This is a genomic window from Escherichia sp. 93.0816 (assembly GCF_013368855.2).
Lineage (GTDB): Bacteria > Pseudomonadota > Gammaproteobacteria > Enterobacterales > Enterobacteriaceae > Escherichia > Escherichia ruysiae.
The window spans coordinates 56,329-72,917 of record NZ_JABWNC020000015.1; the positions used below are offsets into that span (position 1 = coordinate 56,329).

Consider the following 16,589-nt stretch of genomic DNA (forward strand, 5'->3'; position numbering starts at 1 on the left):
CATGATAACAAAAGAGCTTGTCGATGAAAGCAATTTTATTCGCCAACTGGTTGATATCGGAAGATTTGAAGAATCTTATCAACAGTCAGTTGCGTTTCTGAATAAACTGGAAAGAATAACAATCAGGATCGATAACTACTTTATAGTATTGGCGAACATTGCGGGTGCTCTTGTTGATATCGGGCAGATGCAAAACAATAAAGGTGCATCAGAACTTGGTTTCAACCTGATGGAAGATAACAAGGAAACATTTATATCATTATTGGGAGAGTGCCATTACTATTATAATTATGGCAATGCGCTATCTAATCTGGTGAATATCACAAACCCCAATGAGCATACATTCAAATCGATAGAAGAATTGGTTTCTTTAAAAAATATCTACTGGCGCTCTTTTAATCTATCTGCTGAGGAGCAAGAGGACTTTCAGGCTGAACTTTCAGTTAATTTGGCGAATTCGCTAAGAAGTCAATTTCGGCTCAGTGAGGCATTGAGATATTATGATCTTACCAATCATAAGGGATTAGATATACCACAGGCTTGGGTCAATCGTTCGATGTCACTTATGGTACTTAATCTTATTTCATCTACATTTTCAATTAAGTTATTAAAAGAAGTGAGAGCAGGATATATTAAAGCCTCAGTATCAAAAAATATCCCACCACAATGGGATTCATTCTATTTAGAACGCATAGCGCAAACTAACGATAAAATCGCAGAATATGCAGTTGATGCTGAAACTGATGAACACGATGAAGCACTTACACAACAAGAGTTCGAAGCATTAAGCCCATATCGACAGTTTTGTCTTAGAAATCATCTGACTTTATCAGAACATGGTCTGTATTGCCCATGTGTAGGAAGTGCTACAGATGATCTTGTGATTGCTTCGGGAGGCGGCGTAACAGGTGATTTTATCATTCCTATGGAGATGGTATTAAATCGCCTTAAATCGGAATTTTCACTCGCACGCCATCTTTATTTTGATTATCTTCATCCACAAAACACGGATTACATTAAGTACGAAAGTCATTTTCTGGAATTGTATAATGACGAAGTTTTAGGGATAGAAATTGAAAAGATCAGGACGGCATTTCGTCTTTGCTTTGGTATTCTCGATAAAATTGCAGTAGCCATATGTGAACTTTACAATCTATACCCAACAACAAAAAAAGGTACACCCCAGAAGAATATCTATTTCCAGAGTTTTTGGCAGTTAGATGTCGATAACAGAAGACAATTATTTGAAAAGGTAAAATCACCAGGGCTTCTGGCTCTGTACAGTATTGCTACAGATCTGAATAAAGATAAGGGTGGGGAGTTGGCTTTCTATAAAGAATGGCGCAATGGTTTAGAACATAAGTTTTTAGTTGTACATAAAAGTGATAAACCTGAGGATATTTATGAATCTTATCGATTAATCAAAGACATCCTTTTTATCAAAGAAAGTGATTTTATCCGTCATTTCGAACATTTACTTCAGATAACACGTTCAGCAATTTTTTCATTTACTTTTATGGTGAGGCATGAAGGGATGAAAGAGAAGAAAGAGGGTATCCACTATATGACCCGAGAATTATATGCGAAAAACTATTCAACAGATTGAGAGTAAAGTTACTTGTATTAGTCGCGACTTGATCTGACACATGGCCTTGAAAGGTTGAGAGTTACCGGTTTTGATATGGGTGTCGAATCCTTATACAAAACACGAGGTAACTCTCATGCTTCATACTACCAATCCCGTCATCAAACACAAAGCCGGTTTGCTCAATCTGGCTGAAGAACTCAGCAACGTATCTAAAGCTTGCAAAATAATGGGCGTCTCGCGTGATACATTTTATCGTTATCGTGAGCTGGCTGATGAAGGCGGCGTGGATGCGCTGATAAACCGTAGTCGCCGCGCCCCTAATCTTAAGAACCGCACCGATGATGCAACTGAGAAGGCTGTTGTTGATTATGCCGTTGCTTTTCCCGCTCACGGCCAGCACCGGAGTAGCAATGAGTTGCGTAAACAGGGCATTTTTATCTCAGGAAGCGGCGTCCGTTCTGTCTGGCAGCGACATAATCTTGAGAACTTCAAAAAGCACCTGAAAGCCCTGGAAGAAAAAGTGGCTCATGAGGGTATCGAACTGACTGATAGTCAAATCGCAGCACTTGAACGTAAAGCCAGTGATGACGAGGCTTGTGGTGAAATTGAAACCGCGCATCCGGGTTATCTGGGCTCTCAGGACACGTTCTACGTAGGCAATCTGAAAGGCGTCGGACGTATATATCAGCAGACGTTCGTCGATACGTACTCGAAGGTCGCTCACTGCAAGCTGTATGTCACCAAAACGCCGATTACTGCGGCTGATCTTCTCAATGATCGCGTGTTGCCATTTTACGAGTCTCATGGCCTGCCAATGTTGAGAATACTGACCGACAGAGGCACAGAGTACTGTGGCAAAGTGGAGCAGCATGATTACCAGCTTTATCTGGCGATTAACGATATCGACCACACGAAAACGAAAGCGATGTCACCGCAGACCAACGGTATCTGCGAACGGTTCCACAGAACGATATTAAACGAGTTTTATCAGGTCACGTTCCGTAAAAAGTTGTATGGTGCTCTCGAAACATTACAATCGGATCTTGATGAATGGCTGGCTCACTATAATAATGAGCGAACCCATCAAGGGAAAATGTGCTGCGGGCGTACGCCAATGGAAACGTTACTTGATGGAAAGCGCATCTGGGCTGAGAAAAATTTAAGCCAGATGTAATCTAACAGATACCTGTATAAATAACCGGTAACTGTCAGCTCAGGTCTGAGCTAATACAAGTTACTATATGCGCCGTCTTTGTCGACAGTAACTATTGTGCATATTTATAACAATCTGCGATCTCTATTCCACGACTTCCCCTTGCCGTTTTCGACTGAAAGCGGTATCTTCTACCCGCGTCTGCAAAATCAGGCGCCGGGATTGGCATCCTGAATTTCATACTGGCGGCACATGGCGCATTTGCGCCTTTTTTGTGTCGTGCGTTCGGCTACACCTCAATGGCGGGCCGGACGGGGGCGTCGCAAGACGCGCCGGTGTCCAGTATGGCCGGTAATGCCAACTCCGTTCGGTTCCGCCACCCGTGAAATTGGCATTTCCGGTGGCGGTATTTAGTACCACATACTGGAGGTTGCCCTATGGCTACAATCCTCACCCCTGACTGCGATTTACTCGATTTATTATCCGTTCCCTTTAACGCTGCCACGGACTTCACCGTCCTTGCCGACTACTGCGCCCGCTTCGCCGAAACCCTGATAGAAACCGACGATCCCGCGCTGCGGCTGGCGCTTTGTGGACGGCTTCACGCCTGCCTCGCGCTGCTCCAGCTTCTGCTGGAACGCCCGGCGGAACCAAAAACAGAACAAACCCTGACCGGGCTGCTCTGTGAACTGGTCTGGTACTTTACCGAGGGGCTGAAAGCGCCGCGCTGGCTGCGTACCGCCGATGGTGTGAAATTTATCAGTGAGGTGGCTGCATGATGCAACAGGACTGGCATCCTGCTGATATTATTGCGGGGCTAAGAAAAAAGGGGATGTCACTGGCGGCGCTTTCACGTCAGGCGGGGCTGGCGTCTGCCACACTCGCCAATGCGCTGTCCCGCTCGTGGCCGCGTGGCGAAAAAATTATCGCTGATGCGCTGGAAATATCACCGGAAGTTATCTGGCCCTCCAGATACTTCGATGAAAAGGGAAATCGCACAGAAAGAGTTATGCGAAAACGCGCCTGATTACAGGTATCAATGACTGAACTATCAGGAGCATTGATACGCGGTATCTCCCGGTGTGTGATCTGTCTCTGGCTGATTGCGCACAGGGAGATGATTGCGGTACCGATGCTGCGCTGTATTTTTACTCCCCGTCTAACAAACAATCCTACGCAATGAAAAAACAGTTTTCCCTTATCGCCATCACCGCCGGGCTGTAGGTTTCCTCCTGCTCAAAATGCTTCATGGCCTGAAAGAAGCGCCTGATGTATCAGGATGATCGCCCTCAATACGACAGGACCTTTGAAAACTATCGGATCTGCCAGCAGGCAGATTAAGGCTTTCATCACACTTCGATTCACTAAAGGTAACCACAATGGAACTGACTGATAATTGTACATCGCGGGGTATGGATGTTATATTTAAATATAACTTCTGGAGGTGCCCGATGTATACCACACGTCTGAAAAAAGTTGGCGGCTCGGTCATGCTGGCCGTCCCGCCTGCGGTGCTGAAAACGCTGGCCCTGATGCCGGACAGCGAAGTCGGCGTGACCGTTGACAACGGCTGCCTGATTATCGAACCTCAAAAACGCCCCCGCTATTCACTGGCTGAACTGCTGGCGCAGTACGATCCACATGCCGAAATGAGCGATGAAGAGCGGGAATGGATTGACGCGCCTGCCGCAGGGAAGGAGATCCTGTAAATGGACAGAGGGGAAATCTGGCTTGTTTCACTTGATCCCACCGCCGGACATGAGCAAAGCGGAAAACGTCCGGTGCTTGTTGTTTCTCCGGCCTCGTTTAATGAGGTAACACGTTTACCCGTCGTTGTTCCGGTAACCAGTGGCGGACAATTTGCCCGTAACGCGGGTTTTGCAGTTTCGCTGGAGGGAGCTGGCACGAAAACGACGGGGATCATTCGTTGTGATCAACCCAGAACTATTGATATGGGAGCCAGAAACGGCAAGCGGCTGGAGCGCATCCCTGACAACGTTATTAATGAGGTACTGGCAAGGCTGGAAACCATCCTGACCTGATGATTTTTATGTTGACTGATTGAGGGCGCTGCTACAGCGCCCTCGTTTTTGGGCCTCACTATAGAACAAACTTTCAAACCCAAAAAACAGTTTTTCCTTCCTGCACCAGAAATAATGGCGCAGTCTCCCGCCTGCAACAAACTGCCTTCGGGCAGTCCCTTTGTCGCTTCACGTCTGAAAGAAGCGCCTGGCATTGCCAGCATGGCATCCTTTACTGGCGTTGATCTCTGAAAACGCCGGGGATGCAAAAATATCTGCCTCTGAGACTGAAGTACATATACACCATCACTGCACCAGACAACCGGCTTTACGGGCTGACACTCTGGCTTTTCCGGGTTTTATAATCTGCTGACAACCAGCGCCTTACATTGACGGGCTGCGGTCTGCATTGCCGACAGGCTTTGCTGCCGCGTGACTGTCATCCTGCACCAGAAACGCAATGTTTACGCCCTGCACCAGACGAGGCGTCACTTTGGCAGCGTCAGCGAAAAAGCACAGTGACGCCGCACAACATACCGCCGCAAGCCGCGCCAGTTCTGGCCTGCGCCATATTTCCGCCGCCTGACATGCCCTCTGGGGCCGCTGTCAGCCCGGAGTAAGAGGAGAAAAAGATCGATACCGAGGGGGGCACGACGCCCCGGAGACACCCCTGCTTCGGCAGGCAGTCTGTACCGCGTACAGCCTGAAACTCCCTAAACCTCAACAAACTGCCACTCCGGCGTGAAGGTATCGTTCTGGCGCAGCCAAAAAGCACACGCCGGAGACTGTTTGTTTTTTGTTGCAGGGGGATTCATGAGCAAATTAAGCACTGAAATGAAGGCGCTGGCGAAGAAAGCAGGCGGCAGCTTCAGAACGGTGGATTACCGTATCCATGCCACGAAGCGGTTCAGTCAGCATTTACGCGAACTGAATATCCAGATCCAGCGGGTGGAGCAGATCAAGGTTCGCCATATCGAATGCTACATTCAGGAGCGTCTGGAGCAGGATATCGGCCTGCGGACGCTGCAAAACGAAATGGCGGCGCTGCGATCCGTGCTGAGGCTGGCGGGACGCCGACAGGTAGTGGAGCATCCGCGTCTGACCAATAAGGCGCTGGGGCTGTCAGGTGCTTCGCGCAACGGCACGCGCCGCGCCATTACGCCGGAACATTATGAAAAAGTGATGGAGAACGCCCGTACACAGGATTCGGGGCTGGCGGCAGCGGTGGAGATCGCGCGGCTGATGGGATTACGCTCGCAGGAAGCGGTACAGAGTTCACAGTCGCTGAAAACGTGGCTGAAAGCCATCGAGCGTGGCGAAACCCGGCTGAAAGTGGTGTTCGGCACCAAAGGAGGACGTCCACGTTACACGACAATCCTGGACGCTGGCGCAGTCAGAAAGACGCTGGAAAACGCGTTACCGATCGCCAGGCAGCGTAACGGCAGGCTGATCGACAAGCCTGACCTCAAAACGGCGCTGGATCACTGGCACAAACAGGCTACTAAGGCGGGGCTGAAGGGGAAATTTTCCCCGCACTCGCTGCGCTATGCGTGGGCGCAGGACGCGATCCGCCATTATCTGGCACAGGGATTCAGCGAGAAGGAGTCACTGGCGCTGACGGCAACGGATCTGGGTCACGGTGACGGGCGCGGACGCTGGGTGAAACAGGTGTACGGCTACCGCTGGAAGGAGGAATGACGGATTTCATGAATGGCGCAAAATAATGCTGTTACTGCGTAACGACAGCGATCAGTCTGGCGCAGGGACCGGATGAAATAAAACAACCGGATACCTGTCGTTACTGTGTAATAATATGGTGAATGCATTGTTACTGAATGACGAATGAATATCAATGACTCAGAATTTCCTGCTTCATCAGTGCAGGTTTACTGGGATATTATGGTGATTACCCCTGTAATCACTCGAAACGTTCCCTATTAATGAAAGATGTTTCAATCGTTTTTACCGATACTACAGGACTGGAAAAATTTTAAAATGTAAATTCACCGGGGAATCACATTAATTCTGGCGCAGGATTATATCTGAATAATTCTCTCTGTGTTTTCCTGCATCCTGTGGCATATATTGTATAATCGCAGAATGTCTCATGACTTTATAAAAATGCGGCGACGGTTTTTGATACCATAACCTGCTGCATATAAATTAACAATCTTCGGTGTTTCCTGTTGTTTGCACTCTGTGACTGTTATTTTGTGGTGAAAATGCAATCTGGTGCAGACTGTCATGGTGCATTTACGAATAAACTGGTTACGCCAGAAAGGGAAAGGGCCATAAAGGTTAAAGGGGCAATAAGGGTAACAGCGCCTGACCGAAAGGGCAGAAACCAAAGGGCCGGAAACTGGCGCAGTCCTGACTGTTTTAAACCGCAGGATACTGGTGCAGATACCGGTTCAGTCGGAACGGGGCAGGATTCTGTCTCTGTGTATCTGGTGCAGTTCTTAAGGGTTGCAGGCTATATTTCCTGAGCAGTTTGTGGTTCAGATATTTTAGGGTATTAATTGTTTTTTTCGTGAAAATATCGATTATTGATAGATTTTCACCTGTTTTGATTTGCACGCAAATCAAAATGACCAGTTGCCTATTAATAAGGCGTTAATTAATAGGTTTTCGCCCAAAATTATTCTACCGGAATAATTTTTGACGTTCTCCGATTAATAATGGAAAAAACAGCGGCAGTACCTCTCAATACAAAAAAGCAGATCCTGTTCAATCAGGATCTGCTTTTTCAGTTTTAATGATTTACGCTATTTCTGATTCAGGCTGCCTTATGCTGCCGGGCATAAATGTACGGCGCAACATACCCCCCGCGGCACACATCCAGATAATCCGACCACCACTGCATCATGGCCTTTCTGGCCTCCAGATGCTCCGCCTTATGTACGTAGGCCGCCCGCACGCTGTTACGCTCCTGGTGGCTCATTTGTCGTTCCACCGTATCGCGTGACCAGAGATCCGACTCCACCAGGGCGCTACAGGCCATTGCCCGGAGTCCATGCCCGCAGATTTCAGTTTTCGTATCATACCCCATCAGGCGCAGCGCCCGGTTGGTGGTATTTTCACTCATTGGCTTATACGGGTTATGGTCGCCGGGGAAAACCAGATCCAGATGGCCGGAAAGCTCCTGTATCTGTTTCAGAATGGCAATGGCCTGGCGGGAGAGTGGCACGATATGCGGAGTACGCATTTTTGCACCGCGACCTGAAAAACGCACTTTATCTATCGCTTCGCGGGTGGCGGGGATGGTCCAGATTTTGTGCCTGAAATCGATCTCGCTCCAGCGGGCAAAACGCAGTTCACTGGAACGGATGAACAGGTGCAGCGTCAGCACCACCGCCAGCCGGGTTAATTCGCGGCCCTGCTGGTAGTCACCGATGCGGTCAAGCAGTTCAGGCAACCGCTCCAGCGGTAACGCGGGGTAGTGATTCTTTACGGGTGAGGCGACAACGCCATCCAGGTGCTGTGCCGGGTTGTTTTCGGTAAGTCCCTGTTGAACGGCATAGCGCATGATGTTGCTGAGTTGCTGCCGTGTTCGGGACGCGACTTCCAGAAAGCCCTTATCCTCAATAACCCGTAACAAGGCCGTGAAATCCTGCGTTTTAAGCGTGGCGACAGGCAGATGACCAATGGCCGGGAAGATATGGTTTTCCATACTGGCGAGAATACGGGCGGCATAATCAGCCGACCATTTTTTGTTGGTTTTGTGCCAGGCCAGCGCCACCGCTTTAAAGCACTTTTCAGGGGAGCAGGCTGCTTTCTCTGCCATGCGCTGTTGCGCCGGGTTGATATTCTGCGCCAGTAGCTTGCGGATACCGTCGCGCTGTTGCCTGGCTTCTGCCAGTGAGACAAGCGGATATGCGCCAAGACTGACTCTGGATTCTTTGCCACTGAAGCGATATTTGAGATACCAGATACGTGAACCGGCCGGATTGACGAGCAGATACAGACCATGAGAGTCGGAGAGTTTTACCGGACGGGAAGAAGGTTTTAACTTGCGGATTTTAGAATCGTTCAAAGACATTTGGGGGTCACTCCAGAATCTAACCAAACTGACCCCAGATCTGACCACCAAATTATCCCGATGCGGAGAGAAAACCAGATACGCACCGGGAAGGATTTTCACGCTAACTTACTGAATCGTAAACAAATAGAGACGTATAGATAAGCATGAAAACTTGAATTTGGCTCCTCTGACTGGACTCGAACTTCATCTGTATCTCCTGCTGTTAGTGGCTTTCAAAAAATGGCGTCTGTTTTTACCATCATATTTACCAGCATTTTTAATGCCATATCACCATAAAGTCAATTATTATCAATTAGTTATGACAATACGCTTCACTGAACCTCACTGAACGATCTCCCTGTTCTGCTACAAATCATCAATCGCGGATTCAACAGATTACTGCTATTACCCGATATGTTTACCCCCGGAAAGATAACTAAAGACAGAAGAACACTCTATGACCAATGCTGAGACCGCCAGTTATCATTATTCCCTTTCTCTATGCTGCCGGATGCGTTAACGTCAATGTAATGAACATCAACATTTTTAGGGAAAAGAATGACAAAAAGAATACCTGTCGCGGAGATAGTGGAAGCATTAAGCAAATGGTTTGATGTTAGCCGCTATGATGCGTTGAAAGACCTCACTCTGGAACAAATTTATGCAGAGCTGGAAAGGCGCATGTTTGTCTATAAAGCCAGACAGCAATGGGAATCACTGGACGATAAGCATCGTAATGCCGTTATTCACCATGATGCGATGATCCACTCTGGTAGGGTCTTGCTGGAGGATAAATGGATCTCTGAGAGCCACATGCTGGCTCATAGCTATGCCGTAAGACCAATGACAAGGAATTCATTGTTTAACTATGGACGGGCAATGTATCGGCTGGAGAATACGCCTCAAGAAGAAAATGTTTCAGTGAGTTCGGATTACATATCTGAATACCTGAAACAGGGAGGGCTGAATCCTGCGAACAAGATGCTGATTGAAATTGACTTGGAAGAAGCCAGCAGTGACGATCTGGCTGAACACCTGAAAGTGCTTATCAGTCAGTGGCAAAAGCACCTGAAAGTGCCTAAACCACCGGAAAAAGATTTCCGGTTTGGTCATAAAACATTCCAGAAGATACTTGATTACAAGATTATCCCTCTGATGGACCTCATCGCTTGGGAACAGCTCAACAACCAGAAAATCAAATACCCTGTATTGGCTGGTATCCTACACCCTGATATGCGTTATGCCAGAGGTAGCGAGCAAATCAAAGACACTGATTATCCGCTTGCCCACGGTTTTTTAAGCAATGACAATTATTTCAAGTCACTGAATGATTTTTTCATAAAAAACAATCTGGTGAAAAACTCGCCTATTCTTGATGTCATCGCAATGAATGACAAACCAGAAACAAAAAAGAAAACAAGGGACATTCACTAACCCTGAACTTCCCCTGTATTCATATCTTATAAACATCCCCTGAACTCACTGGTCCTGAACATCCTTCTGGTTCAGGGCTGGTGAACCAACCTAGTTTTTCACAAGCGTTCTCCCTACAATTATCTCCATCGAATAACACAGGAGATAAATATGGTTAAAAGAGAAATAAAAGCAAAGACAACGTTTATCCGTTTACCAGAAGTAATAAAACGCACCGGATTTGGTAAAACGTGGATTTACGAACTGATTAAGGCCGGACGGTTTCCATCACAGGTGAAAACGGGGATAAGAGCGGTGGCATTCATTGAAAGTGAGATTGATGAATGGATTGACGCGACTATTCGAAACTCACGCCAGAACGCTGCATAAAAACAGAAACAAGATCTCGTGTCGAACAGATAACTGTTCGCACAGGGCATCTTATTATCCTAAACAATAATGGAGAAAAATATGAAGATAGAGCTTATTACGACAAAACAGTTTATTGAACAAGCCGAATGTTATTTCAGGAACTATATGGACGGATTGCGGAGGAATGCACCAGAGGATTTTTATTATTTCCTCAACAACAAATACAATATGAATGACATTATGGAAAGTATCATTAAAAAAACACGGTATCATTTTTACGATGATACAGAAGAAGATAAAAGAAATCGGATTTATGGAGAAGTAAGCCACAGTAAGGTAAAACAACACCTTCGTCGGCTTTGGATTGTCTATAAGTGTGTATACCGTTAATACTTATACAAATATTTTGCTATTCCAATATTAAACTAAAGAGGAAATAAAAATGAATACATTTAAAAATAAAAACACTGAAATCTTTTATGTTGTGTCGTTGCATATCTACGCGGAGCTTTTTAACTCAAAGGATAAAACGACCAGTAATATGATTATAACGCATGTAATGGACCATGAGTTCGTCTGTAGGCTAATCGATCTGGCGATGAGAAATGCTGAGAAACATCTTCTGAAAAAAGCATGGAAAAAGAACGCTGCTGAAAAACTGTCTGAGGTGGATTTTAAAGGGGTTAAGCAGGCATTAGCCAAAATGCATTATACGGTTCTGGCGGAATCAATATGTTGATATGTTCTGACGTATATCGGCCCCTTCATGGGGCTGATAGATTACATTTTATACCGTTCACATAAACTGCTAGAAATAGAAGTAATTAGGTTGATAACTTCTTTGACTCATTAAGTATCGGTGATATGATGTCTAATTATTCTCATTTTGCTAGGTATATATATGTACATACCATCTTCATTTTTATACGATATAATACGTTCTGAACGTATAGGTGTATTTTGTGAGAGCAATAGTCAGGGGCATAGAGCGATCGTTGCAAAACTACCAACCTCCACGATAAAAGCTATAGCGTTGGGCGCTAAAGTTGAATTATACGCATTTATTAATTCACAAAAGCCACATTATTTAGCTCTTTGCATGAAAGTCTTTGATAATAAAAGCTCACCACTACATGCAGTAATCACTCAGAGATGGAATAATTCAAATAACCTATTAGATATTTCATTTTTTGATACTAAATTAAATTTGGTGTTATTCGATGAAACTGATATTCCTATTCAAGGGTGTAAAATTAAAATAGTAATAAACTCTGAAAACAAATGTTTTTCTGACATTCTCGAGAAAACGTCATTAAAATCAGCAGATAATTACGCTGAAGCTAGCAATTTTATGGATTCTGTTTGTTCGGTATTGGGTTTTGATTACAATATTAATCCAGATTACTCGGTTATGTATTTTAAGTTTCCAGTTGAAATAATAGATTCAAACGTGATAAAAATTATTCACGTTAATCACCAAGGTGCTACACACTATGATTTGGTTCAAGATATTGATGGAGTGCGCCAAGAACGTCAAATCTATCAATCTCTTTGTTTAATGAATAATTCTAAAACAATAATCTCTCCATTTGTTACAATCGGGAAGAAAGAACGAGAGCTAACTGATGTTTTAACAATTACTAAGGACCATAAATTAATAGCTGTTGAATCTAAATGTCTTCAAGTAGATAGTGATGCAATAAATAAATCATATGATCGTACTGCTACAAGTATAATTAAGCATTGCAAGAAAGGACTTGGGCAGTTAGAAGGCGTATTCAAAACACTTAAGAGAGGGGAGAAAGTTTATGATAACAATAAGATATTAATATTAAATAGAGATTTTTTATTTTACGGTATTGTTCTGATTGATGAATATAGGCATTCGGAAAGCTGGTCAGAGATAATCAACTTAATATTAATGCTTAGGGATACACATGGTATTTGCTTAAACGTAATCAGTCTTTCCGAAATGATGTATATAATAAAATTATGCAAGTCAGATACGGAGTTATTTATAAAATCACTAGATTATCGCTATCGTACATGCATTAGAACGAACACCATTGATATACAATTCAAAAATTCGGCACTGTCTGAATTCTGAATCTTACTATAATAATCTATTGGATATAGCTGGTTAAATTATACATAAATAGATAATATGATTCTATTTTGGCATACATGCCGATGCTTTATAATGAATATCGGCCCCTTCATGGGGCAGATAACCGGATGATTAAGGTGCTATTCTGCGGCGAGCTTTGTTTTGCTGCTGTTCAATGGTTGAGGCTATGGTCGATAGTTGCTCAAGACTCTGTTCAATTGAACGCTGGAACTCAACAGCGGCTTCTGTGCGTTGTTTTATGACCAAGGCAACTATTTCTTCATCACTCTTTTCTGAAATGGCCTTACGGTATAACACGCGTTCGTTAAATAAATCGAGATTACCAGTTGATCTCGCTGATGTGTTAGCTTTTGAACTGCTAATAGGATTTAACTCGTCAATAAAGTATTCAATAAGAGATTCTCTCTTTTTTTCAAGTCTGCGAAGTTCAGTATGTGCAGATTTAAATTTCTGCGCCTTAACCAAGGGAATATCATTGGAACGCAGTTTACGATATTCATTTCTGTATTCTTCTATCGAAATATGATTTTTTAGTTCTTTTATCGTGTCTAAATATTCGATTAAATCACTGTTGTCTGTTTTTACTTTTCTCATAAGAAATACCTCGTAGATAAAATAGTTGATATATTTATATTACGAGATATGGTGTAAGTGTCAAATTGGCATAGGTATTAAAACATTACTTGGTTTTATACCGTTCAAAAATAAGTTCGCCTGCATCTGTATAAATTTCTATTTTTACTACTTTCCCATCAGTGCCTTTTATCGAGAAACGAATTAATCTTTCATTATAATATTTTTCTAACAAGTCTGGTCGTTCAGTAAAGTATCTAGATTTTGTGGCGCGATCTTTCAGATAGTCGCAGCTTGAACAAACCTGCTTTTTGAAATCTTTCTCAGATAAACCACTTTCTTTTATTTTTGAAAAATAAAAGCCTTTAAAGGTCGTTCATATACCTCTCTGTCTTTTGCTTTGCGTATTTTTTCTTCTTTCTTACGCTGTTCTTCAATACGGTAAAGTCTGCCTTGTTCTTCCTGCTCTCGCATAATATCCTCTCGGATCATTCTACTGATGATTGAAGCTGGAACAACACTGATACCTTCAGACCACCCACGATAAGGATTATTGTTTTGTATGTTTCGGACTGTAGCAGATATTCTGTTTATATCCAGTTCTTTATCAAAGGAAACAATGCGTTGTCCGTTTTCTTTTGATATGAGCTTAGCCGTGTTTACAGGGGATTCAAGACCCTTTAATTTAAATGTGGCTACGGCACTGTTGCGACTTCTGTAATATAATGCTTGTTTCTTATCCCCAATGTAGCATTCAAGATAAGAGAAAATCTTAAACTCCTGAATGCCAAATGTTTCCTCAAGCATGGTCATCTGCTCAGCCAATATATTTAGTATATCACTCTTGGATAGTTTTTCGTGGAGCTTAATCTCAAGCGAACCGGGTAGTTTTTTCATTGTTATTTCCTTGTTGTTATTATTTTATCAGGATACTTTCTGCATATGAGAGTCTGCGTCAACAGAGTTTCTTCTTGCTTCCTCATTTTCCTTTGTTCTTTTATATACTTTTCGTGGTTTATCAACATGTATGCTGTTATTGGGATTAGGAACAGCGTTATTCTTTTTCTTCTTACTGAAAACAAATGCGTCAGTATAGATTTCTTTAACCTCTGTTTCTAATGTAAGTTTTCTTCTTTCTTCCTGTGAATGTTTCGTATAGTTTTCTGGATACTGCTCTATCTCTGCGCAAAGATTGCGAGCATTGCTCAACTGTTCTTTACGTTTATGATCCAGTTGATGACTCATCCCTTTTGCGAAAATGTTAGAGTTGATATAGAGATGACCATGATGCTCGACGAGTATTCCTTTCTGTCTGAGTTTTTTAAAAATGTTAGACATATTACCGGAAGCGATGTTCAATGCTTTGCACAGCGATGATTGCGAAAGATTGATCAGATTTCCAAACTCCATATACTCCAAGATATAGGTTAATACACGGAATTCATTCTTGGATATGTCAAGATCAGAGAAAACTCGAAAGTTGGAAGTAAAAGCAAACACATAAGGTTGTGAAAACGAAATAGCTTTATCTTCCTCAGAAGAAATAACTGTCGTTGATTTTATTTCTTTGTTTTGTAGCAAGCGTCTTGCGATATCAATTTTTTGTTCTGTAGTTAATGATTCAAATAAGTGTAATAGGTCAGCGTCGTTTGTATTCATATTATTCTCTCTTATTATTTTTGTTATATGTATTTTAATACTATGCAAAAAAGTGAAAGTCAATAGTAGAACTATAAATAAAATAGGGAATATATTATTATGACAATATTATATGTTAAAAAAGCTATGTTTAAACATAGATCTTGCTATGTTTAAACATAGGACGGATCTATGTTTGAACATAGGAGTTTGCTATGTTTAAACATAGGAAAAAAAGTTGTGAAGCCGCGATTTTACTGGTCCGGGACTATGCTTATAATTAAATAATTAGTAAGAAGTTAAGAGAGTCAAGTTTTACTTTTGCGTTATGTTTTAGTGGTTTTTCAGGGGGCATTGTATTCCTTAATAATTACTATCAGCGAAGTGATTGTTTCGAACAATCACGAACCGCTGCTTTTATTGTGAGAACTTATTTAAGATTTCTTTTGTTTTATTAGCATCTACGACGCGATCTTTTTTGGATAAATCCATCATTATCGGAGACAAGCTCCTCACAGCAGAGTGATTGTTGCCAACAATCACGAAGTGCTGCTACTAAGGATATAGTTTTCCTATGTGTTTAAGAGCAAATGCTATATGTCAGAGGGAATATCATGTTCGCATAGGATCTGAATTCTAACTTGGTGGAGGGAATGATCTTTATACTGATCGCTTTGTTGTCCATTGATAAAATATTAATGCATTATAGCTGAACAAGGAAAATAGTTTTATACCAGTATTAGGGGCGTAGCCGTGCGCCAGCACAATGTATGTATTTTCAAAAAAATAATTGAATGTATCAGGTAAGAATAAATATCAATAAATATAAGTAATAGTGTTCTATAAACTGTTAATAAACCGCACAGGAAGCGTGGTAAGGCTTTGGGATCTGAAAGATAACACATATAACCATCTTCACGCTTAAAGCTCTTATAACTGATTACAGACAGTAATTTATATGGGAAAAATTATCAATTGAAAAATCCATCTTTAACAGGGGCAAGCCCTGTCCAGCAAAGTGATTGTTGCCAACAATCACGAAGTGCTGCTACTAAAGATATAGTATTCCTATACATTTAAGAGCAAATGCTATATGTCAGAGATGAAATGCTATTTTTAATTATTTAGTGTTATGAAAAACTAGATCCTGTTTATATCTGCTTGGTTTCAGCACTCACACAGATGTGTGAAGAAACTATAAAATCACAGATGTTATAAAATATTTATCAAAATATCATAAATATTTTTGATATTACGACTGGTTGCATGGTATTAAATAAAAATAATAACAGGAAAATATCATGCGAAAAATAAAAACAAAAATCTACTTGCCTACAGCTTTGACAGGAAACATGGATAAACACTATATCCCTGTTTTACAGGATTTAAGAAAAGCGATATACAGCGACAGAATGTTATCAAGGCTTGCAGATAGCGGCAATATTGTTATCCATAGTTCAGTTGGGTATCCAGTTGCTAAGTATAAAAACACGGAGATTAGCATAGGCATAGAACCATTAAATCCGATGATAAGACAGGATCTGAGCCTTGGTTATATTGTTGTGGTAAGAAGTGATAATGATAGTCAGGAAGTTAGCGGCGATCTTCATCGGGCATTACCAAAAGCAGTTAAATTATTTAAATATTTTCTATCATATAATGAAGGATAAAATGGTAAATAT

At 42.4% G+C, this 16,589-nt stretch carries 17 protein-coding genes and 1 pseudogene; 14 read left to right on the forward strand and 4 right to left on the reverse strand.

Annotated features, from left to right (window positions below):
• The first annotated feature begins 1 nt into the window (after window position 1).
• The 8 genes from HEM79_RS15735 (at window position 2) to HEM79_RS15770 (ending at window position 6,460) form a co-directional block, all read left to right on the forward strand.
• Entirely contained in the window at window positions 2–1,606 is a 1,605-nt protein-coding gene (locus HEM79_RS15735) for an LA2681 family HEPN domain-containing protein (protein ID WP_176242925.1), read from the forward strand.
• Between the two features lie 115 nt (window positions 1,607–1,721).
• Window positions 1,722–2,762, forward strand: coding sequence for an IS481 family transposase (locus HEM79_RS15740; protein WP_176242924.1), 1,041 nt, complete (start codon window positions 1,722–1,724; stop codon window positions 2,760–2,762).
• A gap of 221 nt (window positions 2,763–2,983) precedes the next feature.
• Window positions 2,984–3,127, forward strand: coding sequence for a hypothetical protein (locus HEM79_RS15745; protein ID WP_176242953.1), 144 nt, complete (start codon window positions 2,984–2,986; stop codon window positions 3,125–3,127).
• 51 nt (window positions 3,128–3,178) lie between these two features.
• Window positions 3,179–3,520 carry a hypothetical protein gene (locus HEM79_RS15750; RefSeq protein WP_176242923.1) on the forward strand — a complete coding sequence of 114 codons (342 nt, stop codon included), beginning with the start codon at window positions 3,179–3,181 and terminating at the stop codon, window positions 3,518–3,520.
• The gene (locus HEM79_RS15755; RefSeq protein ID WP_176242922.1) at window positions 3,517–3,768 is read left to right on the forward strand and encodes a helix-turn-helix domain-containing protein; all 252 of its coding nucleotides are present in this window, start codon (window positions 3,517–3,519) and stop codon (window positions 3,766–3,768) included. Before HEM79_RS15750 ends, HEM79_RS15755 begins: the two co-directional genes overlap by 4 nt.
• A gap of 424 nt (window positions 3,769–4,192) precedes the next feature.
• On the forward strand, window positions 4,193–4,450 hold the full coding sequence (locus HEM79_RS15760; RefSeq protein WP_064529376.1) for an AbrB/MazE/SpoVT family DNA-binding domain-containing protein: 258 nt from the start codon (window positions 4,193–4,195) through the stop codon (window positions 4,448–4,450).
• Window positions 4,451–4,783: a type II toxin-antitoxin system PemK/MazF family toxin gene (locus HEM79_RS15765; protein WP_176242921.1), complete on the forward strand. Its 333-nt coding sequence runs from the start codon at window positions 4,451–4,453 to the stop codon at window positions 4,781–4,783.
• A gap of 792 nt (window positions 4,784–5,575) precedes the next feature.
• Window positions 5,576–6,460: an integrase domain-containing protein gene (locus tag HEM79_RS15770; RefSeq protein WP_176242920.1), complete on the forward strand. Its 885-nt coding sequence runs from the start codon at window positions 5,576–5,578 to the stop codon at window positions 6,458–6,460.
• A gap of 1,078 nt (window positions 6,461–7,538) precedes the next feature.
• On the opposite strand, the gene HEM79_RS15775 is transcribed toward HEM79_RS15770, so the two are convergent.
• A complete protein-coding gene (locus HEM79_RS15775; RefSeq protein WP_176242919.1) occupies window positions 7,539–8,801 on the reverse strand; it encodes a tyrosine-type recombinase/integrase in 1,263 nt (420 codons plus the stop codon).
• Window positions 8,802–9,341: 540 nt separating this feature from the next.
• On the opposite strand from HEM79_RS15775, the gene HEM79_RS15780 reads away from it, so the two are divergent.
• The 5 genes from HEM79_RS15780 to HEM79_RS15800 all read left to right on the forward strand — a co-directional run bounded on the left by HEM79_RS15780 (window position 9,342) and on the right by HEM79_RS15800 (window position 12,675).
• Window positions 9,342–10,217 carry a DUF6387 family protein gene (locus HEM79_RS15780; RefSeq protein ID WP_176242918.1) on the forward strand — a complete coding sequence of 292 codons (876 nt, stop codon included), beginning with the start codon at window positions 9,342–9,344 and terminating at the stop codon, window positions 10,215–10,217.
• 150 nt (window positions 10,218–10,367) lie between these two features.
• Window positions 10,368–10,586 carry a helix-turn-helix transcriptional regulator gene (locus tag HEM79_RS15785; protein WP_023155944.1) on the forward strand — a complete coding sequence of 73 codons (219 nt, stop codon included), beginning with the start codon at window positions 10,368–10,370 and terminating at the stop codon, window positions 10,584–10,586.
• Window positions 10,587–10,667: 81 nt separating this feature from the next.
• On the forward strand, window positions 10,668–10,958 hold the full coding sequence (locus HEM79_RS15790) for a hypothetical protein (protein WP_176242917.1): 291 nt from the start codon (window positions 10,668–10,670) through the stop codon (window positions 10,956–10,958).
• Between the two features lie 52 nt (window positions 10,959–11,010).
• Window positions 11,011–11,307 carry a hypothetical protein gene (locus tag HEM79_RS15795; protein ID WP_032283297.1) on the forward strand — a complete coding sequence of 99 codons (297 nt, stop codon included), beginning with the start codon at window positions 11,011–11,013 and terminating at the stop codon, window positions 11,305–11,307.
• A gap of 162 nt (window positions 11,308–11,469) precedes the next feature.
• Complete coding sequence (locus HEM79_RS15800; RefSeq protein WP_176242916.1) at window positions 11,470–12,675, forward strand: hypothetical protein; 1,206 nt, start codon at window positions 11,470–11,472, stop codon at window positions 12,673–12,675.
• Window positions 12,676–12,807: 132 nt separating this feature from the next.
• Here the strand turns inward: HEM79_RS15800 and HEM79_RS15805 are convergent, their stop codons facing one another.
• The 3 genes and pseudogenes from HEM79_RS15805 to HEM79_RS15815 form a co-directional block, all read right to left on the reverse strand.
• Window positions 12,808–13,290, reverse strand: coding sequence for a DUF4756 family protein (locus HEM79_RS15805; protein ID WP_176242915.1), 483 nt, complete (start codon window positions 13,288–13,290; stop codon window positions 12,808–12,810).
• Window positions 13,291–13,375: 85 nt separating this feature from the next.
• Window positions 13,376–14,166: pseudogene (locus HEM79_RS15810) on the reverse strand (hypothetical protein).
• A gap of 27 nt (window positions 14,167–14,193) precedes the next feature.
• Entirely contained in the window at window positions 14,194–14,928 is a 735-nt protein-coding gene (locus HEM79_RS15815; protein ID WP_176242914.1) for a replication/maintenance protein RepL, read from the reverse strand.
• A gap of 1,280 nt (window positions 14,929–16,208) precedes the next feature.
• Here HEM79_RS15815 and HEM79_RS15820 point away from each other — a divergent pair.
• The gene (locus HEM79_RS15820; protein WP_059217382.1) at window positions 16,209–16,577 is read left to right on the forward strand and encodes a hypothetical protein; all 369 of its coding nucleotides are present in this window, start codon (window positions 16,209–16,211) and stop codon (window positions 16,575–16,577) included.
• Window positions 16,578–16,589: the final 12 nt, after the last annotated feature.

What these genes read in the sequence shown, in the direction of transcription:
- HEM79_RS15740 (WP_176242924.1), top strand. Translation starts at nt 1,722, where the DNA reads ATGCTTCATACTACCAATCCCGTCATCAAACACAAAGCCGGTTTGCTC.
- HEM79_RS15760 (WP_064529376.1), top strand. Translation starts at nt 4,193, where the DNA reads ATGTATACCACACGTCTGAAAAAAGTTGGCGGCTCGGTCATGCTGGCC.
- HEM79_RS15770 (WP_176242920.1), top strand. Translation starts at nt 5,576, where the DNA reads ATGAGCAAATTAAGCACTGAAATGAAGGCGCTGGCGAAGAAAGCAGGC.
- HEM79_RS15790 (WP_176242917.1), top strand. Translation starts at nt 10,668, where the DNA reads ATGAAGATAGAGCTTATTACGACAAAACAGTTTATTGAACAAGCCGAA.
- HEM79_RS15795 (WP_032283297.1), top strand. Translation starts at nt 11,011, where the DNA reads ATGAATACATTTAAAAATAAAAACACTGAAATCTTTTATGTTGTGTCG.
- HEM79_RS15750 (WP_176242923.1), top strand. Translation starts at nt 3,179, where the DNA reads ATGGCTACAATCCTCACCCCTGACTGCGATTTACTCGATTTATTATCC.
- HEM79_RS15820 (WP_059217382.1), top strand. Translation starts at nt 16,209, where the DNA reads ATGCGAAAAATAAAAACAAAAATCTACTTGCCTACAGCTTTGACAGGA.
- HEM79_RS15765 (WP_176242921.1), top strand. Translation starts at nt 4,451, where the DNA reads ATGGACAGAGGGGAAATCTGGCTTGTTTCACTTGATCCCACCGCCGGA.
- HEM79_RS15800 (WP_176242916.1), top strand. Translation starts at nt 11,470, where the DNA reads ATGTACATACCATCTTCATTTTTATACGATATAATACGTTCTGAACGT.
- HEM79_RS15805 (WP_176242915.1), bottom strand. Translation starts at nt 13,290, where the DNA reads ATGAGAAAAGTAAAAACAGACAACAGTGATTTAATCGAATATTTAGAC.
- HEM79_RS15785 (WP_023155944.1), top strand. Translation starts at nt 10,368, where the DNA reads ATGGTTAAAAGAGAAATAAAAGCAAAGACAACGTTTATCCGTTTACCA.
- HEM79_RS15775 (WP_176242919.1), bottom strand. Translation starts at nt 8,801, where the DNA reads ATGTCTTTGAACGATTCTAAAATCCGCAAGTTAAAACCTTCTTCCCGT.
- HEM79_RS15815 (WP_176242914.1), bottom strand. Translation starts at nt 14,928, where the DNA reads ATGAATACAAACGACGCTGACCTATTACACTTATTTGAATCATTAACT.
- HEM79_RS15780 (WP_176242918.1), top strand. Translation starts at nt 9,342, where the DNA reads ATGACAAAAAGAATACCTGTCGCGGAGATAGTGGAAGCATTAAGCAAA.
- HEM79_RS15755 (WP_176242922.1), top strand. Translation starts at nt 3,517, where the DNA reads ATGATGCAACAGGACTGGCATCCTGCTGATATTATTGCGGGGCTAAGA.
- HEM79_RS15735 (WP_176242925.1), top strand. Translation starts at nt 2, where the DNA reads ATGATAACAAAAGAGCTTGTCGATGAAAGCAATTTTATTCGCCAACTG.